This window comes from Paenibacillus sp. WG02 (genome assembly GCF_055396115.1).
Genome location: NZ_AP036016.1, coordinates 1,261,952 through 1,288,582 on the forward strand (window position 1 = coordinate 1,261,952; position 26,631 = coordinate 1,288,582).

21 protein-coding genes and 2 pseudogenes are annotated in these 26,631 nt (G+C 44.3%); 15 read left to right on the plus strand and 8 right to left on the minus strand.

From position 1 onward, the window contains the following. Window positions 1–36 precede the first annotated feature (36 nt). The 6 genes and pseudogenes from ACBP55_RS06055 (at window position 37) to ACBP55_RS06080 (ending at window position 9,294) form a co-directional block, all read left to right on the plus strand. Window positions 37–918 (plus strand): carbohydrate ABC transporter permease, encoded by an 882-nt coding sequence (locus tag ACBP55_RS06055; protein WP_464650517.1) that lies wholly within the window; start codon window positions 37–39, stop codon window positions 916–918. A gap of 79 nt (window positions 919–997) precedes the next feature. Next, the gene (locus tag ACBP55_RS06060) at window positions 998–2,527 is read left to right on the plus strand and encodes an extracellular solute-binding protein (protein ID WP_464650519.1); all 1,530 of its coding nucleotides are present in this window, start codon (window positions 998–1,000) and stop codon (window positions 2,525–2,527) included. Between the two features lie 84 nt (window positions 2,528–2,611). Then, window positions 2,612–4,930 carry a helix-turn-helix domain-containing protein gene (locus ACBP55_RS06065; RefSeq protein WP_464650521.1) on the plus strand — a complete coding sequence of 773 codons (2,319 nt, stop codon included), beginning with the start codon at window positions 2,612–2,614 and terminating at the stop codon, window positions 4,928–4,930. Window positions 4,931–4,988: 58 nt separating this feature from the next. Next, window positions 4,989–6,282: pseudogene (locus ACBP55_RS06070) on the plus strand (Gfo/Idh/MocA family protein). Then, window positions 6,263–7,378, plus strand: a complete 1,116-nt coding sequence (locus ACBP55_RS06075; protein WP_464650523.1) for a glycoside hydrolase family 88 protein — start codon at window positions 6,263–6,265, stop codon at window positions 7,376–7,378. The pseudogene ACBP55_RS06070 and the gene ACBP55_RS06075 overlap by 20 nt, the downstream one beginning before the upstream one ends. A 23-nt stretch (window positions 7,379–7,401) precedes the next feature. Next, entirely contained in the window at window positions 7,402–9,294 is a 1,893-nt protein-coding gene (locus tag ACBP55_RS06080) for a heparinase II/III domain-containing protein (RefSeq protein WP_464650525.1), read from the plus strand. An 826-nt stretch (window positions 9,295–10,120) separates the two neighbouring features. Here the strand turns inward: ACBP55_RS06080 and ACBP55_RS06085 are convergent. After that, window positions 10,121–11,005: an AraC family transcriptional regulator gene (locus tag ACBP55_RS06085; RefSeq protein WP_464650526.1), complete on the minus strand. Its 885-nt coding sequence runs from the start codon at window positions 11,003–11,005 to the stop codon at window positions 10,121–10,123. 169 nt (window positions 11,006–11,174) lie between these two features. Between ACBP55_RS06085 and ACBP55_RS06090 the strand changes: the two genes are divergently transcribed. Next, window positions 11,175–12,005 carry a phytanoyl-CoA dioxygenase family protein gene (locus ACBP55_RS06090; RefSeq protein ID WP_464650527.1) on the plus strand — a complete coding sequence of 277 codons (831 nt, stop codon included), beginning with the start codon at window positions 11,175–11,177 and terminating at the stop codon, window positions 12,003–12,005. Between the two features lie 422 nt (window positions 12,006–12,427). Here ACBP55_RS06090 and ACBP55_RS06095 read toward each other — a convergent pair whose 3' ends face one another. After that, complete coding sequence (locus ACBP55_RS06095; RefSeq protein ID WP_464650528.1) at window positions 12,428–13,807, minus strand: DJ-1/PfpI family protein; 1,380 nt, start codon at window positions 13,805–13,807, stop codon at window positions 12,428–12,430. Between the two features lie 439 nt (window positions 13,808–14,246). Here ACBP55_RS06095 and ACBP55_RS06100 point away from each other — a divergent pair, with 439 nt between their 5' ends. The 3 genes from ACBP55_RS06100 to ACBP55_RS06110 all read left to right on the plus strand — a co-directional run bounded on the left by ACBP55_RS06100 (window position 14,247) and on the right by ACBP55_RS06110 (window position 17,104). Continuing rightward, a complete protein-coding gene (locus ACBP55_RS06100; protein WP_464644311.1) occupies window positions 14,247–15,533 on the plus strand; it encodes an IS110 family RNA-guided transposase in 1,287 nt (428 codons plus the stop codon). Between the two features lie 717 nt (window positions 15,534–16,250). Then, window positions 16,251–16,898, plus strand: coding sequence for a DJ-1/PfpI family protein (locus tag ACBP55_RS06105; protein WP_464650529.1), 648 nt, complete (start codon window positions 16,251–16,253; stop codon window positions 16,896–16,898). A 59-nt stretch (window positions 16,899–16,957) separates the two neighbouring features. After that, window positions 16,958–17,104 carry a hypothetical protein gene (locus ACBP55_RS06110; RefSeq protein ID WP_464650530.1) on the plus strand — a complete coding sequence of 49 codons (147 nt, stop codon included), beginning with the start codon at window positions 16,958–16,960 and terminating at the stop codon, window positions 17,102–17,104. A 164-nt stretch (window positions 17,105–17,268) separates the two neighbouring features. Here ACBP55_RS06110 and ACBP55_RS06115 read toward each other — a convergent pair whose 3' ends face one another. From ACBP55_RS06115 to ACBP55_RS06130, 4 genes are all read right to left on the minus strand, one after another. Continuing rightward, complete coding sequence (locus ACBP55_RS06115; RefSeq protein WP_464650531.1) at window positions 17,269–17,595, minus strand: YnfA family protein; 327 nt, start codon at window positions 17,593–17,595, stop codon at window positions 17,269–17,271. A gap of 16 nt (window positions 17,596–17,611) precedes the next feature. Then, window positions 17,612–18,007, minus strand: coding sequence for a MerR family transcriptional regulator (locus tag ACBP55_RS06120; RefSeq protein WP_464650532.1), 396 nt, complete (start codon window positions 18,005–18,007; stop codon window positions 17,612–17,614). A 663-nt stretch (window positions 18,008–18,670) separates the two neighbouring features. Further along, entirely contained in the window at window positions 18,671–20,149 is a 1,479-nt protein-coding gene (locus tag ACBP55_RS06125; protein ID WP_464650533.1) for a S8 family serine peptidase, read from the minus strand. Window positions 20,150–20,304: 155 nt separating this feature from the next. Further along, window positions 20,305–21,423, minus strand: coding sequence for a sensor histidine kinase (locus tag ACBP55_RS06130; protein WP_464650534.1), 1,119 nt, complete (start codon window positions 21,421–21,423; stop codon window positions 20,305–20,307). Window positions 21,424–21,635: 212 nt separating this feature from the next. On the opposite strand from ACBP55_RS06130, the gene ACBP55_RS06135 reads away from it, so the two are divergent. Both ACBP55_RS06135 and ACBP55_RS06140 read left to right on the plus strand, forming a co-directional pair. After that, a complete protein-coding gene (locus ACBP55_RS06135) occupies window positions 21,636–22,085 on the plus strand; it encodes a MarR family winged helix-turn-helix transcriptional regulator (RefSeq protein WP_464650535.1) in 450 nt (149 codons plus the stop codon). Between the two features lie 55 nt (window positions 22,086–22,140). Then, on the plus strand, window positions 22,141–22,917 hold the full coding sequence (locus tag ACBP55_RS06140; RefSeq protein WP_464650536.1) for a pirin family protein: 777 nt from the start codon (window positions 22,141–22,143) through the stop codon (window positions 22,915–22,917). A 202-nt stretch (window positions 22,918–23,119) separates the two neighbouring features. Here the strand turns inward: ACBP55_RS06140 and ACBP55_RS06145 are convergent, their stop codons facing one another. Further along, window positions 23,120–23,629, minus strand: a complete 510-nt coding sequence (locus tag ACBP55_RS06145; protein WP_464650537.1) for a dihydrofolate reductase family protein — start codon at window positions 23,627–23,629, stop codon at window positions 23,120–23,122. 44 nt (window positions 23,630–23,673) lie between these two features. Further along, a complete protein-coding gene (locus ACBP55_RS06150; protein ID WP_464650538.1) occupies window positions 23,674–24,570 on the minus strand; it encodes an alpha/beta fold hydrolase in 897 nt (298 codons plus the stop codon). Window positions 24,571–24,836: 266 nt separating this feature from the next. On the opposite strand from ACBP55_RS06150, the gene ACBP55_RS06155 reads away from it, so the two are divergent. The 3 genes and pseudogenes from ACBP55_RS06155 to ACBP55_RS06165 all read left to right on the plus strand — a co-directional run bounded on the left by ACBP55_RS06155 (window position 24,837) and on the right by ACBP55_RS06165 (window position 26,629). Then, window positions 24,837–25,178, plus strand: coding sequence for a winged helix-turn-helix transcriptional regulator (locus tag ACBP55_RS06155; RefSeq protein ID WP_051253113.1), 342 nt, complete (start codon window positions 24,837–24,839; stop codon window positions 25,176–25,178). A 173-nt stretch (window positions 25,179–25,351) separates the two neighbouring features. Continuing rightward, window positions 25,352–25,891: pseudogene (locus ACBP55_RS06160) on the plus strand (GyrI-like domain-containing protein); the annotation flags it as partial. Window positions 25,892–25,990: 99 nt separating this feature from the next. Beyond that, window positions 25,991–26,629 carry a pyridoxamine 5'-phosphate oxidase family protein gene (locus ACBP55_RS06165; protein ID WP_464650539.1) on the plus strand — a complete coding sequence of 213 codons (639 nt, stop codon included), beginning with the start codon at window positions 25,991–25,993 and terminating at the stop codon, window positions 26,627–26,629. Window positions 26,630–26,631: the final 2 nt, after the last annotated feature.

Sequence of the window (26,631 nt, forward strand, 5' to 3'; positions counted from 1 at the left end):
CAAGTAGAGCCCCTGATTCTGATAGGAGGCACCGATTTGTTACACTATAAACCGTCTATTGGCAGCAGAGCTTTTGATATTGGCAATGTGTGCATTCTTCTTCTTTTCTCGATCATCACACTAATTCCGTTTCTATATGTTACTGCGACCTCACTCGCTCCATTGAAACAGGTGCTGCAAGGCGGGCTTATCCTGTGGCCGGAAACAATCGATTGGGGCGCCTACTATACGATTTTTTCCAATACGCATTTTGTCCATTCGTTATGGGTAAGCATTTTTATTACGGTAACGGGTACATTCGTCAATCTCTTGTTTACAACCTTAATGGCTTATCCGCTTTCGAAAAAAAGACTAAAAGGTCGCGGTGTAATTCTGTTTTTAGTCGTCGTAACCATGTTGTTCAGTGGCGGTCTGATTCCATCTTACCTTGTTGTTAAAAACATACATTTGCTCAACACAGTTTGGTCCGTAATTTTGCCAGGCGCAATCAGCGCATTTAATCTGATCATTATGCGAAACTTCTTTATGAGTATTCCCGAAGAGCTGGAGGAGGCCGCCCGGATTGATGGCTGTCGCAATTTTGGTGTCCTGTTTCGAGTCGTACTCCCGCTATCCATGCCAGCCTTAGCTACATTTACACTGTTTTATGCGGTCGGTCACTGGAACAACTATTTTTCGGCGGTTATGTATATAAACAAGTCCGACCTCTGGCCAATTCAGGTACTGCTGCGTCAAATGATCATCGAGGGTTCAGTCGAGCAATTTCAAAATGCTGCACTCGAAGCCAGTGCGCAAGTGTTGCCCAAAAGTATTAAAATGGCGGCAACGATCGTTGCAACCGTGCCGATCCTGATCATTTATCCGTTTCTACAGAAGCATTTTGCAAAGGGAGTTTTGCTAGGCTCAGTAAAAGGGTAGATTTACCTTCGGGTTTAGAGGGAGCTAATTCTTTACATCGCTCTCTTACCATATCATCTTATATTCAGGAGGTCAGTGCATGAACAACAACCGCAAATTTAAGACCGTTCTTTACCTTTCAATGGTGGTAGCGATACTTGGGGGCTCCGCAATCGGCTGCTCAAAGAATGATACGGCCAGCTCGACCCAGCCTTCGTCTACGGCTAAGGCAGACACCGGCAAGCATATCAAGATCAGCTCGATGTTCCCGCTCTACGGCGATCCGGCGCAAAAGACAGAGACATGGAAATTTATTGAAGATAAATTCAACATTGATTATGAGCCACTAGCCATCCCGAACAATAGCTCGGAAGAAAAAGAGAAGCTCGCCGTTGCATCAGGCGATATGGCGGATTTCATGGTATGGGAATCGTTCCCTTCAGCCGATTTCTACAATTATACACAACAAGGCGCATTCCTCGCGCTTGACGACTATATCAAAAATTCGCCAAATATTATGAAGTTGCCTAAGTCAGTTTGGGACAACGTAAAAATTAACGGTAAAATCTATGGCATTCCTCGTCCGCGCCCATTAGCGAATACCGTGATCATGATTCGCAAAGATTGGCTCGATAATCTAGGATTGCCAGTTCCCAAAACGACGGATGATCTGTTTAAAACGGCGGTAGCATTTACTAAGAACGACCCTGATAAAAATGGGAAAGCGGATACGTTCGGCTTTGCCGTCGGTGAAAACCTTGCGTTCCTCGAAACGGTTTGGCACGCATTCGATACCGGAAACGCCTGGCGAGTGATGGAGGACGGCACTTTAATGAACAGCGCCATTACTCCAGGGCGCAAACAAGCGCTCACCTTTAATAGAGACCTGTATAAGGAAGGCGCCATCGATAAAGATTTTGCTGTGTTAAAAACAACACAGGTTTGGGATAAAATCAACAACGGCAATGCGGGTATTTACATTGGTAACATCAGTGATTATGCTCATTTTGTGGCGGATACAACAAAAATTAACCCGAATGCAAAATTCGAAATGATCCCGCTTGTTACTGGACCAACCGGTAAATCGGGTGTGAACGAACAGATCGGTTTTTATGGTTTGCAAGCGATCCCAGCCAAGCTTGAGAAGGATCCGGAAAAAGTAAAACGGGTTATCAGTTTCCTGGATTGGCAAATGAGCGATGAAGGAGCCGCGTTCAAGGATTACGGATTAGAAGGCGTCCATTATACGAAGAATGCCGATGGAACCTTAAAGGTAAATACCGACAAGCTGAAGGCCGATGCCGTTGGAAATTTGCTCTCCCAAAACAAATTCGATCCTTATTTGAATGTTTCGAAAACAGCTGCGCCTGAAGTCCAAAAAAAGCAGCATGATATGCTTGACTATGATCTAGATAAAGGCGTAAAAAACCCGGCAATCAGTTACCTGGCGCCTACGCAGATCGAAAAGGGTGCTGATCTGAACAAGATGCGCGATGAATTCTTCGTCAGCGTAGTGATGGGCAAGAGACCGGTCGAGGATTTCGACAAGTTCGCGAATGAATGGCTGGATAAAGGTGGCCGTCAACTCACGAAGGAAGTAAATGACTGGTATAAAGCAAACAAAAAATAAAAGCAATCAATAATCATCAACAAGGGAAGGTCATTTCCTCATGGGAAATGGTCTTCCAGTTGTTTCCTCGAAGGGTGGTGCAAAGTGCTACGTACAATATGGAATAGACAGTCAACTTATCGCACGCAGTTAAAAGTACTGCTTGCTGCTTCGCTTATTTCTATCATTCCAGTCATTGTACTTGGCTTCATAACTTACATGATCGCGAGTTCCAGTATCATGCAGGGAATTAGCAAGACGAACAAAGAAACGATGCGGCAAGTCCAAGAGCGAATTGACAAGCTGCTGGTGACGAATGACAAGATTGTCTTGCAGCAAGCGTTCAATCCGACGTTAACTGATTTTTTAAAAGAGCCGGATCCTCTAGACAATATACAATCGTTAAAAAATGTAACGACCATATTAAATACGATGGAAATGCTGATCGACAATGTGGATTCCGTTTATTTATACATGAACCGCCAGCAGCTAGCTATTAATCCAAGTCAGGGCATTGTAGATGCACCCAAGCTCGGAGCGGAGCTACTTCAACGCATTAATGAAAGCAAAGAGCCTTTTTTTTGGTATGAACACAATACGACTCGATCAGAATTGAATGGCGGGTCTCATGTCATTACTTTGGTACGTCGTTTGCCAGTTTCGTCCGATCAGGCGCTTGGCTATTTGATTATCAATTTGAACGAACAGGCGATCTTTAATGTATTTGGCAGCTTGTATGCCGGCACCAACGGTGAGATGCTGATTCTAACACCGTCAGGGAGTGTTCTGTCGGATTGGCATAAGCCGCTCAATCGGGAGTTACTCAGCGATCACTCCATCCGCGCCTTAATGGCGTCCGATATTCCGGAATCATCCGATAAGATCATGATCAACGGAGATTCGATGTTGGTCAGCTCGCTGGAATCGGACTACAATGGATGGCGGTATGTATCTATTCTGTCGCTAAGAGAGCTGACAAAACCAATTCAATCTATCAAATATACGACTACTATTATTTGTCTGGCTCTTATCTTGATGGGCTTGTTTGCCTCTATTCTGCTGTCAAAGCGGTTGTTTCGGATTATTTCGGGTATTGCCGAGTCGATTCGTGTGATTGGAAAGTTTAATCCGACGTCACAGCGAAAAATGGACGAGTTCGGTCTCATCCATTATTACGTGGAAACGATACGTTCAGAGAATGATGAGCTTGAAAATCAAATAAAAGAATCGATGCCGCTCTTGCGCGCCAACTTTATTCAGCGCCTGCTTACAGAGCCATTTCGTTCCGGTGAGTTTAATGAAAAGCTCAATTATTATCAAATTCCGGTAAAATGCTCTTTTTATACGGTATTATGTATCGAGCTGGATAATCTGCGCGGCCAATCTGAGCAAGACGTTAATTTGTTCTTTTATGGGGCGATTAATATTGTTAAAGAGATCATAAGCCATTATACAAACGGCATGGTGGTTAGAATGCAATCCGATCAAATTGCTGTTGTTATCAATCACGGCTTGGAAAGCGATGAGCCGAGTCTTCTGCAAGCAGAAATATTTCGTATTTCTGAAGAAATACGAACCTTAATCGAGCAAGTGCTTCGAGTAACGGCAACCATTGGTGTCGGCCACAGCTATTTGGGGCTTGAGAACATTCAACGATCCTATAAAGAAGCGGTTGAAGCGCTTAAATACCAGCTGTTGGAAGGAACGGGTACGGTTCTATTTATTGAACAGGTTAATCCGGAAGCAACTACGCTAACGTATCCGGTGGAGCAAGAACAATCGTTATTAACAAATCTAAGACTTGGAAATCTTGAACAAGCAAGCAGTGCGGTCGATGATTTCGCTGTATCGTTAAAAATGAAAGGTTCGCTAACGACAGACCATGTCCGTCAATCTTTCGTTCAGCTTGTCGCAGCGACAATGCGTACGTTATATGAACTTGACCCCACGGAAGGGCCAACGCTGTTTGAAGAAAATGTCTACCAGACCGTAAATGGTTTTAAGACGATGGAACACGTTGTTCAATGGCTCAAGAAGGTCATGTTCCCGACGATTATTACTCATATTCGTCATCTGCGAAGTGAACGGAACTCGTTAATCGCGGATAAAGTTCTGCACTACATTCACGAACATTATGATGAAGACTTATCCCAGCCGTTTCTCGCAGAAATGGTCATGATGCCGGTTTCACATTTCAGCAGCATATTCAAGCAAGAGGTTGGCGTAACGTTTACCGATTACGTGATCGCCTTTCGAATTGATAAAGCGAAAGAATTACTCGCGCAAACGGATTTAAAAGTGACGGATATTGCCGACCGGCTTCGTTATAACAACTCGCAAAATTTTATACGCGCATTTAAGCGACTTACAGGAGTTACGCCTGGGGAATACAGGGCCAAGCATGTAAAGACTTTGCAACAATGACCACATGAAGTGAGCCAACTCTATCGTTAACATATATCTATTTAGAGGAGTGACTGATATGCAGCAAGTGAAAGCTATATTGATTGGTGCCGGAGCGCGTGGAGCACGCAGCTATGCGCCATATGCACTCGATTTCCCTCATGAATTGAAATTTGTCGCCGTAGCGGAGCCCGATCCGGAACGGCTTGAGATATTTGCTCGGGAGCACGACATTCCACAAGAGAATTGTTATTCCTCGTGGGAAGAGATTTTGGACCAGCCCAAGCTTGCAGATTTTGCATTGATTTGTACACAGGATCGCATGCACTTTGAGCCGACTTTGCAGGCGCTCAGTAAGGATTATCATGTTCTACTTGAGAAGCCGATGTCTCCGGAGCCAGCTGAATGCGTGAGAATGGAGCAAGCAGCGAAAGAAGCAGGAAAGCTGCTGACGATTTGCCATGTGCTTCGGTCCGTTCTGGCAAACGATTAAGAGGCTGATAACTGAAAAAAGAATAGGCGAAATTGTTTCTATTCAGCTAAATGAGAACGTAGGGTATTGGCATATCGCGCACAGCTTTGTTCGGGGTAACTGGAACAATTCTGACAAATCAAGTCCGATGATTTTGGCTAAATCCTGCCACGATATGGATGCAATATCTTGGCTGATGGATCAGCCTTGTACGCACGTGAGCTCTTATGGATCCCTCATGCATTTTCATAAAGGGAATGCTCCCGAGGGTTCTACTTCGCGCTGTTTGGACGGCTGCGCCGTGGAATTGCAATGTCCTTACTCGGCTCCTAGATTTTATTTAGGCGAAGGGATAGGGTGGGCAGGACATTTTACAAAAGAAAAAACGCGAGAAAATATTATTAAATGTTTGCAGGAAAACGACTATGGCCGCTGTGTTTATCAATCTGACAATAACGTGGTTGACCATCAGGTAGTCAATATGAACTTCGCCAATGGTGCCACTGCGATATTCAGCATGTCCGGGTTCACAAGACACCAGGAGCGCCGTATTCAGATCATGGGAACAAGAGGAGAAATCCGCGGTGAAGAGGGAAGAATCATGCTGATGGATTTCTTGACTCATGAGGAAACTGAAATAAAGATTGCTAAGCAGACAAGCGGACATGGAGGGGGAGACAGCGGGATTATGAAGCGCTTTCTAAATGAGGTTCGCAATTACAACGGCGGTGACAGTCTTACCTCCGCTTCCGCATCTGTTCGAAGTCACTTAATGGCTTTTGCGGCTGAGCAATCTCGTCTGAATCATGGTCAGTCTATTTCATTACACGACTACTATCAACTACTGTTGAATGATACTCAACAAAAAGGAAGTGGAGTTCATGTGGCGCTCGGCAATTGAAGATGCAATGCAAAAAATAAAAAATAATATCCATAACCATCCTGGACTGCTCCCCCATATTACGGAAAATCAAAGATACAAATGGGGAGAAAACGGTGATTGGATAGAAGGCTTTTATATCGGCATGATGTGGTTGTCTTATGAATACAGCGGAGATGAGGAGTTTAAACAAAGCGCGGAGTCCTTTCTGGAAAACTTTAGTCAGCGCTTGGATCAGCATTACCATCTTGACCATCATGATTTGGGATTTCTATATTCACTTTCTGCTACTGCGCAGTGGATGATTACCGGAGATGAAAAGGCTCGGGCTGTAGCCTTGCAAGCGGCCCGCGAACTTAGGGATCTTTGGCGCCCTACGATTGGCGCTATTCAAGCATGGGGAAAAGAAGGCGATCCCAAAAATGGAGGACGCATTATCATCGACTGTTTAATGAACCTCCCGCTATTATTCTGGGCTTATCAACAAACAGGCGAGAAAGATTTTTATGATATAGCCTATCGTCATGCGCATAAAAGCCGTCGGTTTCTGGTTCGAGGAGATTATTCCTCTTATCATACGTTTTATTTTGATCAAACAAATGGCAATGCATTGCACGGGGGAACGCATCAAGGCTACGAGGACGGATCGACGTGGACAAGGGGGCAAGCCTGGGGCATTTATGGATTTGCCCTTAGCTATCGTTACACGAAAGATAAAGCTTTCTTACAGACATCAAAAGAAATGGCTAAATTCTTTTTGGAGTATTTACCGGAAGACCACGTTGCCTATTGGGATTTCGACGTTCCAATTGAAAAGAACACACCGCGGGACAGCTCCGCTTCGGCGATTGTTGCAGCGGGCTTGCTCGAACTTCTGGATGTACTTGAGGCAGACGACTCTGATCGACCATTGCTCGAGGCTGGACTTCAGCGCTCCATGACATCACTGGTCGAGAATTACTCGACAATGCATTTGCCCGATGCCGAAGGCTTATTGCAGCATGGTTCGTATCACGTACGCGGAAACAGCGGACCAGACGATTATATGATTTGGGGCGACTATTATTATTTGGAAGCTCTTGTGCGTATGGAAAAAGGGTTGAAGGGATACTGGTAGAGGTAAAGTAGAGGAGTGCGCTTATGCTAAAAGAACGTTATTTGGATAATCTAAAGAATCTGTTACTTCCGCAGACGAATTTTCTTCCATATCCTAAATTCAGCGATAGGGATATGTGGCAATCCCTCAATGAATCTGTAAAGGAGGATTGGGTTACTAGAGGAGAGGAATTCCTGGCATATCCTTGGCTTCCGCTTTCCGCTACCGACTTTTTGTCATACACGCGAGATGGCAACGTTGTGCGGTATGAACATAAATTAAGAGAACGTAGAGTTGTGCTAGCTACGCTAGTTTTGGCAGAGTGTATCGAGGGGCGCGGCCGGTTTCTAGATATAATCATTAACGGAATATGGAGCATCTGTGAAGAAACCACATGGATCATCCCTTCCCATATGGTTTTATCCAAGGCTAGCGCCAAATTATCGCTACCTGATGTAACGGATGTGTTTATTGATTTATGCGCAGGCGAGACTGCGAGCTTACTTGCTACGACATATTTCCTTTTAAAAGAGTCGTTTGATGAAGTCAGCACAAGCATTTGCGAGCGAATTCAACATGAAATAAATCGTCGCATTCTTGATCCGTATTTGGAACGTACCGATTTATGGTGGATGGGTATGGATCCGAATCGAAAAATGAACAATTGGAATCCGTGGGTAAATTCGAATGTGCTTCTCTGCTTCTTATTATTGGAAGCGGATGAGGAGAAGCGCATTATGGGAATCACAAAGATGATAACCAGCTTGGATCGATTTATTAATGATTCCGAAAGGGATGGCGGATGTGAAGAGGGGCCAGTTTACTGGCATCGTGCCGCAGGATCGTTATTCGATTGCTTGGAGTTATTATACGAAGCTTCTGGAGGGCAAATAAATGTGTACAATGAGCCACTCATTCAAGAGTTAGGGCGATACTTGTACAGAGTCCATATTGATGAAAATTATTACGTCAATTTCGCAGATGGAAGCGCTATGCTGGAAATAGAATCAGATCTCGTTTATCGGTACGGGGTTCGGATCGGGGATCAGCATCTTGTTAGTTTGGCAAGAAGCGCATTTTCGCCTAATGCCAAACCGCTGTCAGGCTGGCTTACGATGCATCGCATTCTGCCTGCGCTTTTCGAGGTAGGAGACAAGCTGAAGGATGATGCTTCGGCTCCATATATAAAAGACGTTTGGTTGAACGAAATCGAGGTCATGGCAGCAAGGGAGCAAGAAGGCTCGAGCTGCGGGCTCTACTTGGCAGCGAAAGGCGGACATAATGCAGAGAGTCACAATCATAATGACCTCGGTCACTTTATGGTCTATTCCGACGGCATCCCTTATCTGATTGATGTCGGTGTAGAAACATACAGTGCTAAAACGTTTAGCAAGGATCGCTATGACATTTGGACGATGCAGTCGGCGTACCACAACGTACCAATGGTAAATGGCATCCAGCAACTGCCAGGAAATAACTTCAAGGCGAGCGATGTACATTACAATTCGACTCCGGACTCAGCCCGGTTCTCTTTGAACATAGCTTCCGCATACCCTGAATCATCGGGAATTGTCTCTTGGAAGCGTACATTTACCTTTTTGCGTCAGAAGGCTGCTCAAATTTTGATTGAGGAAGATTTTCAGCTTAACTGTGCTACAGATGATATCAAGCTTCACTTTATAACCCCATGGGATCCTCAAATAGAAGAGAAAGGTACTATTGTCTTAAAGAGTACAGAAGACAGCCAGGTGCAGATGGATTATGATAAAAGTTTACTAGCCGCATCTAAAGAAGAAATTGTCGTGTCCGATCCCAAATTGCAAGCGGTATGGGGCCCCACTCTTTATCGAATTACCCTTAAAAGCAAGCTTCCTGTATCTGAATCCAAGTGGAGTTTGACTATTACAAATACTGATAGCAAAACAACTGAGTTGTGACACTTTCGACGGAAAAAGAAGAGATGATTCCCACTTTTTTTTAGTACAAGATCGGGCTTAGAAACCGTTGCATTAAACGCCGCGACCTGCATAGTGCCTTTAGGATGTTTGGTCACGATGATTTGCGCCGCTTGCTCTACCGGTAAATTCGCTTTCTAAAGCAGCTCCTTTAAATGGCGCATTACATCACTTTTGCGTCTACTTACGTAAAAATTCGCGCAGCTCGTGCATGAAATCATTGTGACCAAAATCCTAGCTATTACTCAGAAATCGTTCATACTGTGCCTATTCTGATAGCGATTGTAAGGCTGATCGGATTTCTGACGGCCTACTTGTCCTGTTTTAGTTAAACAAAAGAAACCACACCTTTATGGTATGGTTTCTATTGTTTATTAGATATTTTTAGTGGAAGCTATTGATGGAATGAAAGCTTAGTTTGATTGAACTATCTTCTCAAGACGAGGTCAGTTGCTTTTGGTTTGAGAAGTAAACGGCGCCGCGTCCTATATTCGGAGCGGGGAAATGGGAAATGTTCTGTGAAAATAAAGTGTTAGACTGAAAAATAAAGTATTAGACTCCATGGTGGCGCTGAACTAACGGGCAGATTAGTTGAATAACCTATCGGAAAATATTGATGGAAATCTTCTTGCACTAACGTTACCCGTTAGCAATCCATGCATCCCCCTGCGTTACACCACAGAGCATGAAAGTTAATCCGTTCTTTCATGGTAGTTTAATGACCTGCTTTCACCATCGACGTTCTGAACACCGTCCCTAAAAAAAGAGCTATCGAGATATAACGACCTTAATACGGGATTCCATTATTTTAGAAACCAATACCATTTTTGTGCCTGAAGCTTTCCGGTGTACAGCCCACATGCTTTTTAAACGTTTGATGAAAGTAAGAAACACTGCTATATCCACAGGTATCCGCGATATAAGATACGGTAAGCTCCGTTTGAATAAGCAGCTCTCTGGCTTTGATGATTCGTTTTGCTCCCAAATAGGCAGGCAGGGTGAAACCGGTAACCTGTTTGAAAACCCTGCTGAAGTGCTCCGGACTTACCAGCGCCTGGGAGGCTAGAAGATTCAAGGTAAGCGGTGTTTTCAAGAAATGATCATCGATGTACACAAGCACTTCTTTCAGCCAAATCTCGCTTTTGGTAAGCTTACCCATGGTTGGAGAAGTGTCTTTACGGTTCTGTCCACGGTTGACTTCAAGCAAAACTCGATGCAGCAGGATCATTGCCGCATGCCGGCCTCCACTTCGCCCACTATGCAATTCCTCATTGATTTCATCCAGCAAAGATTCGCAACGACTTAATTCATTTTCCGATAGGGTATGCCGGTAGCCTGTGTTATCTGTTTTTCTTTCGAATGGCTGCAATAGCGTAAATACTTCTCCGAGGGAATGGGAGTGGATGAGGGAGGGGTGGAATAATATAACGCTGCAATCATAAGGATCAGGTTCAGATGGAAGAGGTTTATGAATGACATCCCCTGTAATGGTGTAAACATCCCCCTTTTTCATGGAATACCATTCCTTGTCAATAAAGAATGTGCCACCGCCTTCATGCACGAATACGATTTCATACCAGTCATGAAAATGATAAAAGTTCACTTTGTGCGCAGGATTACCCCTCATATGATAGAACCAAACAAATGGAAATATAGGATCGTATGAATGCTCTTCTCTAATGATGTCATGCATATAATCCCTCTTCCTTCATGAATGAGATTTTTGATTGCCTTGATTATAACAAAATAATCAAGAAAAGATCAAAAAAACACACAAGGATCTTAATATAACTAATCTTGCTGCCATTCGAAATAGTTATAATAACCATACAAGCTGCAATTCATAATAGGAGGAGATCCACATGCAAAAAGCTCAAAAACAGCCGTTGCCGGAGTTAGCGTCGAATTACGATATTTCCATGGAGCAAGTCCGGCATTTTGAGAAAACAGGCCATATTTGTTTAAGAGAGGTAGCTTCTTTGGAGGAAGTTACGGCTTACAGAAAAGTAATTGGACAAATTGTTCAGCAAAGCGCGATACAAGCCGATCCAATCTCAACACGAAATACGTATGGGAAAGCATTCATACAAGTTATGAACATATGGGAGCGCTCGGAAGAAGTAAAGAAATTTTCATTTGCCCGCAGATTTGCTAAGATTGCTGCAGAGCTTATGGGTGTTGATGGGGTGCGGATGTACCATGATCAGGCTCTGTACAAGGAACCTGGCGGTGGTCACACACCTTGGCATCAGGATCAGGTGCTTTGGCCGATTGATGAGAAGACGATTACGATGTGGATGCCTTTGGTTGATATCTCTGAAGAGATAGGCTCCATGACTTTCGCGTCAGGTAGCCAGAAGCTTGGATATGCCGCAGATTTATCAATCAACGATGAATCCCACACCACATTGAGAGACCTGATCAAAGCCAAAGCAATTGAGACCGTCACATACGGTGCTATGGCTGCCGGAGATGCTACCTTTCATAATGGATGGACGATGCACGCCGCCCCCGGCAATCCGACAGACCGAACACGCGAAGTAATGACCATCATTTATGTAGCCGATGGGGCCAGAGTAGCCCAGACGGTAAAAACAAGGCCACGCCAGGGTGATTTGGCAGCTTGGATTCCTGGTGCAAAGCCCGGGGATTTGATCGAAAGTCACCTAAACCCAATTCTTTACAAAAAATAATAAGAAAAAAATTTAAAGTGATGGTCTGTGAAGTGCCATCGCTTTTTTTTATATTGTGTCCAAGTTACTTCAGATGACCAGTAGTGTAAAATCATTATTAAAATTGTTAAGGCAGTGAGTCAGATGGCTGCATATAATTTTGAGGATTTCAGGAGAGGCAGAACTTCTCCTTTTAGTAAAACGATTTGCTGTTCCTGCGATGTACCTTAAGGAAATAAATTTGTGTTCATTAAACTAACGGGTAACGATAGTGGAGCAGTATGCCGCAGCAGCTGCTCCACTCTTTGTTCACCTAACTGGCAGGTTACACTATTAAACTTGGAAATAAACGGAATACAGAATCGAGGACTGGTACATGCCCAGTACCTATAGCAGAGCCTCCTCAAACTCAATCCTCGATTGCTTTCTTTTAGTATAGAGCACTACCTCGATGCGCTTATATCAGAGGACAATCCCTTTTTCTTACGGATGAAGCGCCGATCGATGAAAAAGGCGATTAGCAAGGAAAGTACGCCGAGCAAAACCGGTACGCTAAACGCTTCAAAGGAGAAGGAGTTGCCTTCCAGCTTCAGGTGGTCGGTAGCGCGATATTCGAGTCGCTTAGCGGCAAATTTCGCCGTCTGGATATCCTCCTGCCCAGCCAAATCCTCGAATGCGGGATCCATTGAAAACCGATCCGCCGCATCGCGGTGCAGGAACAGCAGTTTAGCGCTGTTGCCGCTGTTCTTCCATTGGTTGATGTCTTCGGCGGCTGCAGACTCGGCATCGGCACCGACGACAATCATCTTCGCCAGCTTCGGCACGTTTTTTATCTGATAACGCGCGACTAGGTTGAGGCCGTGCTTCGTTACTATTGGTTCGTTCGCGCTGGAAACGGTCAACGTTGTCGTCGTACCGGAAGCGGCGTACGTATCGAATGCGGCAGACAAATTCAATTCATCGGCCCCGTTATATAGCAGCACGCCTGCCTTTACTTTATTCCATTGATAAGCGTTGTTCAGTACGTACGTTATATCGCTCAACCCGGCAACGAACGGTTTCATTTGCGGGTTTGTGACGTAATCGTAAGAGGGATAGTTCATCTCTTTTGCCACTTTCTTCGCCGCAGCCTCGCCTAACTGCTGGGAGATGACGTATAGCGTAGCATCGATTCCCGATGTCAGACCGGCAGAAGATACGATATTGCCTTGCGGTACATAGCGTCGATCTTTCACCCACTGGATTTCCGGATATTTTTTAATGAGCCGGTTGATGTCTCCCCAGTGCGTCGCGGCCGATTTACCGTTCAGCAAGCCGGTATCCGCCAGGTTTTCAGCCCCGTTGCAAATGGAGATTAATGTCGTCTTGGCGCCCGAGTGCTTCTGAATCCACTCACGGACAGGCGCATATTTTTTTTCATCCAAAATCGGCATAAACGGAATGACGATAATGTCCGGGCTTTTGCCGAGCATCACATCCATTTGGTCAAACGAATAATGCGGGACGATATCGAGTCCGCCGGTTAGTGATTTAATTTCGCGATCGGGGGCAACACCGTATACATTGTAAGCTTCAGTCATCGCAAACATCTCGTACGGGACGAGAAAATCGAACACTTCCGTCGCTTCGCTCGCCAGCAGCACAGCCACTGTCGGTTTGTTCACGTCATATTTCGGTATCTGCACATCCGTCAATGCAGGAGGGGCTTTATCGTAAACCGACATTCCGGCATTCATCGTATTGACGAACCCGACCGCGCCTGTCCCCCCTACCACGGCGACAAAAACGATGAGATAGATAATGATGCGTAATACAGTTTTCACTTGCTTCGCTCCTTACAGTTAGATTATTTGCCCATAAAATTTACCACGACAAGATGAATATAACATCTGTCTGTGGTTCGGTAGAGGGGCTCGCCTAAAGTTGGAGCGGCCACTGGACCTTAGTCTGTATTCTTTTTTTAGCATGACTCGATAGGGCTATAATTTTAACAAAACGGTGAACTACTGAAGAACTAACGCTTCTCATCCTAGCGGAACCTCTAAAAATCAAAGAGACATCTGCCCTTTGCAAATTCGAGCAGATGTCTTCATTTTTTATCTCTTTGGCACGGGGCTGGAGAGCTCTTTATGTATGCTTGGTTGTTGCGCTAAACATTCCTGTAATGACTAAGATTTGGACTTTGTCAAAAAAGGAGCGCCTCGGTATGATGGGTTTGTGCACGGGTTCGAAACCCAATACCATCAAGGAGGCGCTCTTACTATGAAGTTTAAACAAAACGATGGACAAAATCAACGTATTGAACGAATTTCCACCTCTCATCTTGTAGTAGGTATCGACATGGCGAAGGAAATTCATGTCGCACAGGCTACTAATTTTCGAGGTATCGTTCTTGCTAAGCGGCATTTACCATTTACAAACGACTTAGAAGGATTCGAAAGATTACAACGTTGGATGGCTGAATTACAACAGAAGCACCAGTTGAAGACCCTAATCATCGGTATGGAGCCGACCGGACATTACTGGTTTAACCTGGCTAATTGGCTTTCCGACAAGGGGATAAACGTTGTCATGGTGAATCCTGCTACCACCAAACGAAACAAGGAAAACCGAGATAATTGTCCTTCCAAGAGTGATCCTAAAGATGCACTTGTCATTGCAGATGTCGTTTGCCGAGGCTATTACTATGAATACACGCGACAGTCTACTGTCTTTCAACGGTTACGTACCATTATGAGTGACCGGGAATTTTGGGTGACGAATAGTGTAAGAATGCAGAACCGGATCATCCGTTGGTTAGATATTCGGTTCCCCGAGTATACCTCGGTGTTTAAAGACTGGACCTCCAAACGTTCCTTAGCTACGCTTAAAGATTTACCCTCCCCGCTAGATCTACAGTCTCTGACGGTATCTGAGGTGATTACAAGTTGGAGAAAGCATATGAAACGAGCGGGTGGTTCTACGGGGACTCAGAAAGCTGCGTTGCTAATTTCGCAAGCCAAGCAGAGTGTAGGAGAGAAGACAGCTCTTCATGAAGCCAAGCAAGATTTACGGCGGTTACTAGAGGAGTTTGAACGTATTGTTGAAATACTAGAAAAGATTGAAAAGGACATTCTAGCACTGCTTAGTGAGATTCCAATGGCCATTCAACTTCGATCGATTAAAGGCCTGGGTCCAATCTTCATAGCTGCCATACTATCATGTGCTGGTGACCTTAGACAGTATGCGCATGGACGTCAGTTATTGCGTAAAGCAGGTCTAAACTTAGCTGAAAGGATGTCAGGAAAACACAAGGGACAAATCAAGCTTTCGAAACGGGGAGATGCAACGTTGCGCAAGTATATGTATCTGGCAACGATCACGCTCGTAGGAACGAATCCAGTCTTTCGACAGATGCATGAGAATAATGTTCAGATCAAGCAAATGAAGAAACAACAGTCTCTTTTTAAGCTACTTGGAAAATTGGCACGAATCCTCGTTGGCATTGTTCAAAGAGGTGAGTCATTTTTACCTGGAAAAGTAATTCCCAATTACGCTCTAGCTGCCTAAAACTTCTTAAATATAACGTAAATTGACTCATTCGCAGGAGTTTTCAAAAAGAAAGCACGGAGTACCGAGTTCGTTTTCCAAAAGGGCACAGACCCATCCGCTAAACGCTATCGGCCTCCACACCTTGGTCAGGTATAACGAAGGAATGTAAGGGCATAGACCCGTTGAGCCGTGGGAGGGTGAACCTCCAAGGATTTTGTGGAGCATGCGTGCAGTAGAGTAGGATCTGGGGAAATGTTCCATATGTTCCTCTATTCCCGCACGCCCAAAATATGAATCAACGGTTTTAATCAACTTACTTTCTGAAAAATACTGATTTATAAGGTGATGAAATCCTGCGAGTGAGTGAGCATACGTGAGATAAACCCTTAAAACCGAGGGACGGAAAACGATAGTTAAGGAGCTTGCTTCGATGTAGCTCCTTTTTGTTTATTGAATGGGCAGAATAGTTACCTAAAGAAAGTAAAGTTATAAACTGGAAAAAGATTCTGACAGACCTAGGATCACTGACATACTGTTGTCAACATTAGACGTTTACAATTAGCTATAGGAAAGGAGAGCGGAGTATACACGCAAAATTGTCCCTGGGAGTATTTATGCCAACCATCATTTTCGACGGTCAAGTCGACTGCCGGGCGATATTGCGGGATTATCGGACTGACTTTAGATTCGACATCCGTTCAAGTGACGAAATCATAGATAATCAAGGAGGAGTACATGAAATACGCTTATGCTTATGTGCTAGATACGATGGCGGATTGGGAGCTTGGCTTTGTAATTGCAGAGCTCAACTCGGGTCAATATTTCAAAAATCAAGGGAGCCGTATTCCTGTCAAAATGGTGGGGGCTTCCAAACGTCCGATCACGACAAAGGGCGGCATGACGATCCTACCGGATCTGACGGTAGATGAGATCACGCATGAAACATCCGCGATATTGCTCTTGCCGGGGGCAGACAATTGGAAGGATCCCGAACATGCACCAGTTGTTGAAAAAGCAAAACAACTGCTGGACGTAGGCGGCAATGTTGCAGCCATATGCGGAGCGACCACCGCACTTGCCGATTCCGGTTTATTGGATGATCGTCAACACACGAGCAACAGTCTGGAGTATTTGACTCTGTTCTGCCCCACATACAAAGGCGCTGCCTATTATAAAGACGAGAAGATCGTTGCAGATGGCAATCTTATCACAACCGGTGCTGCCGGGGGACTTCTATTAGCGCGTGAGGTTATTGCGCTGCTGGATCTATTTAAAAATGAAACGTTAGAAGCGTGGTATAACTACTTCAATACTGGCGACTCTAAATATTTTTATACCATGATGGAGACGCTGCAAGAGAGCAATTCATCCATCAGAAATTAAAACATACCCAGATAAAAGAGTCTGCAATTAGAGTAGAGGATTGGCTAGCAGACCGAAAAATGTTTCATAATCAGGTTATCGTGTACTTGAACGATTTTTGTGTGGCTTCTCTGCATCGACGCCGTTTGGACCAGGACTGGAGCCAGAAAGACGGCGAGCCGCTAGGCCGTAAGTTCGCAGCTGGCGGCCGTTGTTATGGACATTAGGGGACCTATTTTATTTTAAAATGAAAGATGACTGCCTAAGCTGCATTGTGAGGGACGGGAAACGATAGTTGAACATTAAATAAGAACAAGGCTGCCGGCATGAACGGCAGCATTTCGTTCATCTAACGAGCAGGTTTGTGTGGTGGATATGTACCATTAGAGCACTAACTTCTTGGTGCCCATAACATGACAGACACGCCTACAATGCAAATAGCAGCTCCTAGCCAATCGTACATATCAGGTGTTTTTTTATCGACTAGCCATCCCCATAAAACAGCCAGAATAACAAATACGCCGCCATAAGCCGCATAGACTCGTCCAAACGATGGGAAACTTTGCAAGGTTGGAATGATACCATACAAAATTAGGATGATGCTTCCGACAATACCATACCAAAGGGGCTTCGATTCTCGTAGCCACAGCCAAACCATGTAACCACCGCCAATTTCAGCGAGTCCAGCAAGCACAAAAATGAATATAGCTAACAGCACAAAGAAATTCCCCTTCCTAACACATTCCTTTGGTTTGAATCTTCTCAATGCATTCTGACCAGGTAATGCATTTGCAGCTTAAGCCGTTGTCTAAAATTTGGATCATTGAATTAATCTGTCTCTTTTTTTCCTCTAACTCGAAGCGTTTCTGTTGCGCCATCTGCTCCCATCGTTGGGAAAGTGAATTATCCGTTTCAAAGCCCTCTAATAAAACTACTATTTCCTGAATGCTAAATCCGGTCTGCTGTGCAACTTTAATAAAATTGATCCGGTCAAGTAGTCTTTCATCATAACGGCGTTGACCGTTTTTCCGGTTCGGAGAAGGTAACAAACCGATGGATTCATAATAACGAAGTGTTGATGCGTTCACATCTGCCATTACCGCCAGCTGACCAATACTTAACTCCGCCATAAATTTCACCCCTTGACTTAAAGTTAACTTTAAGTTTTATGATATAATTATAGCTCGCATGGGAGGATGAAGTAAATGAAGAAAAAGGATTTGCTCGCTGGTCTTGGACTTATTGGAGCATGTGCCTTATGCTGCGCGATACCGTTGCTCGGAGGTGCAGCAGTCCTAGGCATCTCATCTTTCTTTTTTAATCCGGTAGTTATTGCGGTGTTGACTCTAATTTTTGTGATTGTAGGAGTCATTGTCTATAGGCGACGGAAGGCAAGCGGATCAGCTTGTAATATATCCGGATGCAGCTGTAATTCTTGTAATAGTGTAAGTGGACAAAAACATGGGTAAAGAAATACCGGTTGCTTGTTGCCATACTGTTTTTACAAAAGAGAAGCGAGTACAATACAAAAGTATCTGGGAAGGCATTTACTGTGATCTCACGTAACGAAGACGAACCAATCTTGCTTGAATTAACCGGGAACGAAGAAGGAAAAGCATTCTTACGTTCTGATATTGTCGATAAGATCAATGTAATAATCAGTTATCAGAGAGAGGATGTGTAGTGGTTATCTAATTCAAAGAAATGATTGGCGGAGGTGAATTCGACCTACCGAGAGGTAGATCAAACAAGCCCAGTGCCGTTATTGGCACTGGGCTTGTTTGATCATGAATTTATTTGACTAGAGCATTGTACACATTCGCTTCACCTGCGCCGTATAAAGCATCATTGCCGGTTGGGCCGTAATCGATCGCCGTTTTTTCGATTAACGCGGCAACTTGAGCAGGGTTCAACTCCGGATGAGCCGCTTTAATGACGCCTGCAATACCAGCCACTTTCGGAGCTGCCATGGATGTACCGTGGAGCAGCGCGTAGCTATGCAGGTTAGAAGTGAAGTACGAAGGCAAATAGGTAGGCCATGTGCTAAGCGCGCGATAGTGGAAATCCCGTTGGTTCAAATCCAGAGTTGCCGCATATACAGGCCCATTGTCGCCGCCTGGTGCGGCTACATCAATTTGATTTTTTCCATAATTGGAGTAAAATGCGATACTGTTCGTCGACCACTTGTTCGAGGAAGAAACATTGATGACACCATTGATTTGGCCTGGTGTTTCTGTTGTTTTCCCTTTAAATACAAAGCTAGGGGAACCGTATGTAGCGTTTAGATAATCAGTCATCGCTTTGTTATCGCGTAGGTTGAGACCTTCATTTCCAGCTGCTGTTACCACCGTTACATTATGGTTCACAGCATATTGAATAGCACGTTTCCAAAGCAAAATGTCAGCAATATCCGAATATTTGGTTCCATCAATATAATACTTTTGGGAGTCAAAGCCGCCGATCGACATGTTAATGACGTCAACCTTATCATTCGCTGCCTGAACGATAGCAGCCACAATCCAGGCCGTAGGCGCACCTTGTCCACCGGGAAATACACGGTAGGAGCGGATGCCAAGATTCGGGCCGACACCTCTGACTTTGCCGTTCCCAGCAATGGAACCTGCCACATGTGTTCCGTGTCCTTCGCGGTCCAGTAGATCGTTAGGATCACCAGTTTCACTGGTATCTGTTCCTGCAGGTACAAAGTTCATGCCACCGAGGAAGTTAGCTTTTAAGTCGGGATGATTGGCATCAATACCGCTGTCGATAACGCCTACAATGGCCTTATGCGTGCTGCCTGAGCCGCCGGTTTCAATGGCAAACGAAGCTCCGTTATTCGTCACTTTCTTAATGTCCCATTGATAATCCCAGTAGCTGCTCGTTGCTTCCGGCTGGGGAATATCTGTAACGGGCTGACCGTCAGCTGCTGAGGGATCTACTGTACCATCGCTTAGCTTATGTACCATCTGAACGTTAGCTGCAGCAATATCCTTGACTGACTGCAGCTTGGTCATAAATTCAGTGCTGGACGAACGCACCTCCAATCCTCCAATCTCAGGAATAGCCCGAACAACTTGCCCGCCTGCCGCTTGAATCATTGCTTCATAATCGGTTGGAAGCTGCTTCGAGAAAGCGATTGCATATGTTTTGGCTGAAGCTGTTGTTCCACCTGTGCTGCTCTTCGATGCTGCCATTGCAGATATGCCGCCACCCATTACAGTTGAGACAGCCAAAATGCTGGATACGGCCAGGGTTGTCCACTTACGCTTCATAGTAGTCCTCCTTCAATTTGTGAAAAATTTCCATTCTAATAAATTGTAAGTGACAGAATACATAAAAAACATGGGTTGATCGAACCAATTGTGATGTCGATTCCATTCTTTTTTTGACGAATGGTCAATTAAATCTAATTTAGCAAAAGTCCATCTCACCTTTGTTTGAAACTTAAGCGAAATGACGTTTCATTCGGACTGGAATCAAACGTGACGTCTCCCTTATTTTTGGTCATAATTTGCTTACATATGGCGAGCCCAAGACCAGTACCATCCTTTTTGTTGGTCACAAATGGAATAAACAGTGAGTCCTTTATCTCTGTAGGGATTTCAGGGCCATTATTGGAAATTATAATTAAGAATTCATCATCTTCCAGCATGGAAGCGATCTTTAAACCTTTCTCGCCTTCCTTTTCTGACAACGCGTCCAAGCTATTGTTCAGAATATTTGAAAGAACCTGTTGAATGGCTATTTTTTGAACCTTGAGCTTAATATCATCCCCTTGCTGAAAAATTAACTCAATATTATCGTTTACTAATCTAGGCGCAAGCATTGCTAGGACATTGTCGATAATCGATGTAGAAGACACTTCTTCAAAACTTTCCTCAATGGCATCCTTTTTTGAAAAACTGAGGAATCCTGCGATCTGCATCTGAATGCTTAGAAGTTCACTTTCAATCGTATCCAGATACGAGCTGATTTTTTGGTAATTTTGAATCGATAGTTGCTTGCGCAAGATTTTTAAAAACCCAAGTATGGCTGTCAATGGATTTCTGATTTCATGCGCCATGCTTGCCGCCATCTTTCCGATAATCGTCAGGCGGGCTTCATGCAGCTCCGTGATCGTCTGTTCTTGACCCGACAGCAGTTCTTTCGTAATGGTGTTGTATTGATGGAGAAAATATCTTTCATATAAGCTGACCCGAGCAATAATTTTCCTAGTCAGACTCATGGAAATCGTCTTCCCTCTAGGGTTTTCTTGAATGAACCATAAAATGGCGTCAATCCACAGTTGACTGCTATGTACAACATGGCTAATAGAAACATTTCTCTTCAAAAACACTTTTTGGGACTCAGGGATTGCTAGGAAACGAGAATGCTCTGCCGCGGGAATGTGAAGGTCTGACATATATGTATAGAAGCCTTCCGCATCTTTTTTCAGAACTTTTCTGTCATATTCAGGATAACAATGAATGAACTCGCGAATCCACTTCGCAATAATCTGATTTTTATATTTTTTTATGATCATCAGGTGCTTCTTATCGGTCATCATATCTGCTCCCTATAGAGGATATTCTTTATTAGGTGTTCGACGAAATAAGAACAGTTCCTGTTCCTTCGTGTTTATTTAGTAGGAAGCCACAAGAGCAGAAGCGAATACCTAAACTATTTTTCATATACATGTTGACAATAACTGGTTCAAGGTATATATTTATCTTAAATTAAAGATATTTGAATCCGAGATATATACACGGGGTGATAGGAATGCCCATTCAACTAGATGATGCTCATGAGACTTCCCTTAAGTTGTTTGTTGTTCTTTCCAAGGCTTACAAAGCGATCACGGAGCAAGCTGTAAAGGATGCGAAACAATACGGGTTGTCATCTTCAGAATTTATGATTCTTGAAGTGCTGTATGCGAAGGGGAAGATTCCTTTGCAGCAAATTGGAGAGAAAATATTAATTACAAGCGGAAGCATCACTTACAATATCGACAAATTGGAGAAGAAGGATCTTTTGAGACGGGTGCCTTCCAATGAAGATCGCAGGGTGATCTATGCTGAAATTACGGACGCTGGGAATGAATTGTTTAATCGAATCTTTCCCGAGCATGCCGCTAAAATCCATTCTTTAATGAAGGCTGTTACGCAAGAGGAGCAGCAAGTGGCAATTGAACTGATCAAGAAATTGGGGAAAGGAGTGCTGGAAGGGTAGGCATGGGTAGGCTGGTTGGCTGAGATGAAAATTAACATTTAGGAGGTTGTTCCATATGCAAGCACGAGTATACACACCTGCCATGCAGGGAATTGGTGAATTTGACGGTGGGAAAATCAAAGAACAAAAGCCGATTGGCTTTTCAGGCGAAGGATCAGTTATCAAGCGAGTGGGTCCCTTATTTTATTGGGCATGGGCCACTTCAAGCAGCGAGGCCATGATCGGCCTGCATCCTCATCAAGGCTTTGAGATTATGACTTATGTGGTTGAAGGCAGTGCTTTTCACGGGGATACCTTGGGTACGAACAGCACAGTGGGAGCAGGCGGGGCGCAGGTCATGCAAACAGGCTCTGGTGTTAGTCATCAAGAAAAGCTAAGTGCCAATGCGGAGCTTTTTCAAATTTGGTTCGAGCCTGAATTGACGGAAGCAATGCGGAGAAAGCCAACCTATCGCCAGTATGAGCATGAAGAATTTCCACAAGTAAGCCATGAAGCAGGATATAAAGTGAAAACGGTCATTGGTGCAGATGCTCCTATAGAGTTGGTTGCTGATATTGAAATGTGGGATGTTGAAGTAAATAGCGGTGCTCATTATCAACATAAGATTGATGCCGACTATACATTAACGGCTTTAGCAATTCGCGGGCAGGGAACTTGGGGGGAGACGGGAACATCGAAACAACCTGTACAGTTTCATCACAAAGATTTCATCCTTGCAGCAGCTGAGTCAGCGACAGAGGTAACAATTACGAACACGGATGAAGAGGCAATGCGGCTGATTCTCATCAAGGTTCCAACAACGGTGGCTTACCCACTTTATCGTAAAAGATAATTGTGGATTTCGCTTCACGTCAAATATCTTTATTGCTAAACCTGAAGAGATTGCAGAGATGGTCTTCTCCTTATCCTCTTCAGCAGCAAATACACAACGAGGCTGCCGCGGAAACGATCGACGGCCTCGTTGAACTGTTAAGATTTGATCATTGCTCAATTGCCCTACTCATACATATGGTACGATCTACCTGGCTGCCGTTTTAATTACCAATAGCATAGTGCAATTGAACGACGCCGCTTCCGAGTGATTTGAAGTTCAACAATTCCACTTCCTTGTATTGGTACTTCTCCGTGTCAATCAATAGATTGAGTCCCTTCCCTTCCAGTACCGGTGCAACATTGAATATCAGTTCGTCAACAAGCCCTTGACCCAGAAAAGCATTGTGAAGGTCCGCGCCCCCCGAGATGAGGGCGGTTTGATAACCTTTATCCTGCAGGTAGCTCAAGGCTTCGAGCGGCGAGCCGACAACCGTCACACCGGGAATTTCTTTCACGCTTGCCGATACGACGACGATTTCCATGCCGGCAAATGCACCCCCGCCTCCGCTCGCTTGCATCCCTTCAAACGTGCGTCTTCCGACAATGAAATTACCAGCTGCTTGAACATGTGCCGCAAAATCGCCGAGTGCTTCCTTTTTTGGGGGATTATTCGGACTCGATTGCGCATAGTTGCCATTGCCTGTTAGTGTTGCCCATAGAATTGTTTTCATTGGATAGCCTCCTAATAGTCGATGAAAATAAATAATGATTAAGTTCAGCCTAGCTTTCTTGATTGCTGCGATGTTCGTTCTAGGACTCTGCGGATGGATGCGACCACCCGGTCCGGCCGATCTTCCTGCACGTAATGGGAGGCATCGTCTAACGTTTCGGTTTCGTTCAATTTCAAATAACCTTGCCATTTAGCCATCTCTTCGGGTGGAAAACCCGCGCTATCCTTCATCCCCCACAGAATCTGTGTTGGTAAATTGGCTAGAACCGGCAGTTTCGCCTCGATTTCCGCGAGCCACGGACGCGCTTTTCGGATCTGCCTTGGGAATACCCATGTTGGTTTCCGGGATTTTGGGGTTGGGAATGGATCGGTGTAGGCCTTTCTCAAGATATCCGTGATTTTCTCGGAATGATAAATCCCATGCGGGACAATCTTCTTGGCGAAGAAGTTTCGTCTTGTCTGCAGCCAATATCCAAAGGGCCATCCGCCCATGGCAAACGAGAATAGCTTCATCGCAGGGAGCGTGGCCGGCCATGCCCAGGTATTCATCACGACAACTCCGCGCAGGTTCTCACGGTGTCTTACGGCGTAATTGAATCCGATCGGGCCTCCCCAATCTTGGACTACTAGTACGAAGTCCTTAAGATCCAGTCGTCGGATGAATTCGGTGACTACCTCAGAATGCTCCTTCGGCGAATAGCCATAATCGGAAGGAGCTCGTGACATTCCGAGTCCCGGGTAATCCAATGCAATCAGACGGCATTCGCCGCTCAATTCTTTGATGACGTTCCGGTAAAGATACGACCAGGTGGGGTTTCCGTGTAGGAGAAGAATGACAGGCCCCTGCCCTTCGTCAACGTAATGAATCATGCCATCGCGATAAGGCATCCAGTGGTCCTTGAACGGATACTCCGATGCATCTACATCAAACGGTCTTTGCATGTATGCCTCCAATCTGCTAATTGTTTCAAGCAGCGTTTAAATCGCATGGGATAGTTGTCTAAATATTCAGATTATTGATGTGTTTCAAAGCCCTGTTAATATCGATTAAGCACCCCGGTTGCGCGCACCACTCAGGGGTTGCTATCGATATGAAGAAGAATTTTGTGTTTCGGCTCTTCATTAAGACTACAACACTGTGGTATATTTGAAAAGTAGTTACAATAAAGTGCAATAGTTTCAAAAAATGAACTATGGAGGAAACGTCAATGTTGGATCGCTCTTGTATTGAAGCCATTGATCCTTTGCTGGAAATCTTGGATGGTAAGTGGACCCTTCCTCTTCTGTTAGAGTTGTTTGTCGGCACCAAGCGATTTGGTGAGCTGCGGCGGAAGCTACACCCGATTAGCCCGAAGACGTTAACGGATCGACTGCGGGTGTTGGAGGAGAAGGGGATTATAACGCGCACGCAGTACCCCGGTGTGCCCCTGCACATCGAATATGAGCTAACTGAGCGAGGGTGGAATCTGCAGCCTATTTTTGCGGCTATGTGGGCATGGGTTCAGGAAAATGACTTAAGTGGCGAGCGTGGGGCGGAAGAGATGGCATAGATGTGAATGTGACAACTATAGTGGAGGAGTTTGCATCGCGGCAGCTCCTCTTTTGTTTTATTAAAGTAACTATCAGGATAGTACAAGAAGGATATTTCCTAAGATTATTAGAATTAAACCAGTTGGGAAATAAAGATATCCGACGTCTTTGTGCATGAAATGTCGGACGAAAAAGCCGCAATTTAGGGGTGCAATTAAAAGCTTTTCCAAGGATATCCTTTCAAATTTCAATTAAAGGGGACACTGAAATGGAGTACAGAATTGAGAATCTTGATTTCGAATTAAGAATTATAGGGAAAAGTCAGTCTGTTAAAACAAGCAAAGCATTTAAAACGATCCCTACGCTTTGGAACAGTGCAAAAAAAGATGGATCTATGCAAAAGCTAATGGATATGTCATGGGAAAATCCAAAATGTACACTTGAAAGCCTCCTGGGGGTTTGTGGAAAAGAAGCGACTATAACGGAAGATACATTTGATTACTTTATGGGGGTTCGTTATGAAGGGGAATCTCCAAGTGATATGGAAACTCTTATAATTCCTCCAAGTACATGGGCAGTTTTTCCGAATATTACGGAGGCATGGAAACGTTTATATTCAGAATGGGTTCCAACTTCAGGTTATGAACTGGCTAATTTACCATGTATCGAGTGTTATTACGGACCAAAGCACAAACCAAGGCATGAACTATGGGTTCCAATCATACCGAAATAATTATTCGCTAAGGAGCTTTTATCAAATTTGGTATTCTTTTAGATAGAATGTAATGAACATAGGAGATTAGAATAGATGGATAAGGAATGGAGCTAAATCATGGAGATCAAAGTTGATAATAAAGAGCTCATTACTACAGTCGAAGAGCTTAGATCGCTTATTGGCTACCCAAGCGAACTTGTTCAACACAAGGTCATTTCTCATATCGATGAACATTGCAGGGACTTTATAGCCAAATCACCTTTCATAGTTATTTCAACCTCTGATTCTACAGGCCGATGTGACGTATCTCCCAGAGGTGATTCGGCTGGTTTTATCCGGGTAGTTGATGATAAGCACATTGTAATCCCTGAACGACCAGGAAATAAAAGAATGGACACCTTAACCAATATAATTTCCAATCCAGAAATAGGTCTAATTTTTCTAATTCCAGGGCTTGGAGAAACACTGCGAATAAATGGGCGTGCATTTGTAACTAAAGATAGTGAATTGTTAAATACGATGGCTGTGAATGGAAAAATACCCTTACTAGGTATTGTGGTTGCCATTGAGGAGTGTTTTCTTCACTGCGCAAAAGCATTTAGACGATCAAGATTGTGGGAGCCTGAATCTTGGTTGAATAAAGATGAATTACCGTCAGCTGCAAAGATACTATCATCTCATGCAAACCTTGAGGGAGTAACCGCTGAGGTAATTACTGAAAGATTAGAAGAAAGCTATTCAAAGAGACTTTATTAGTC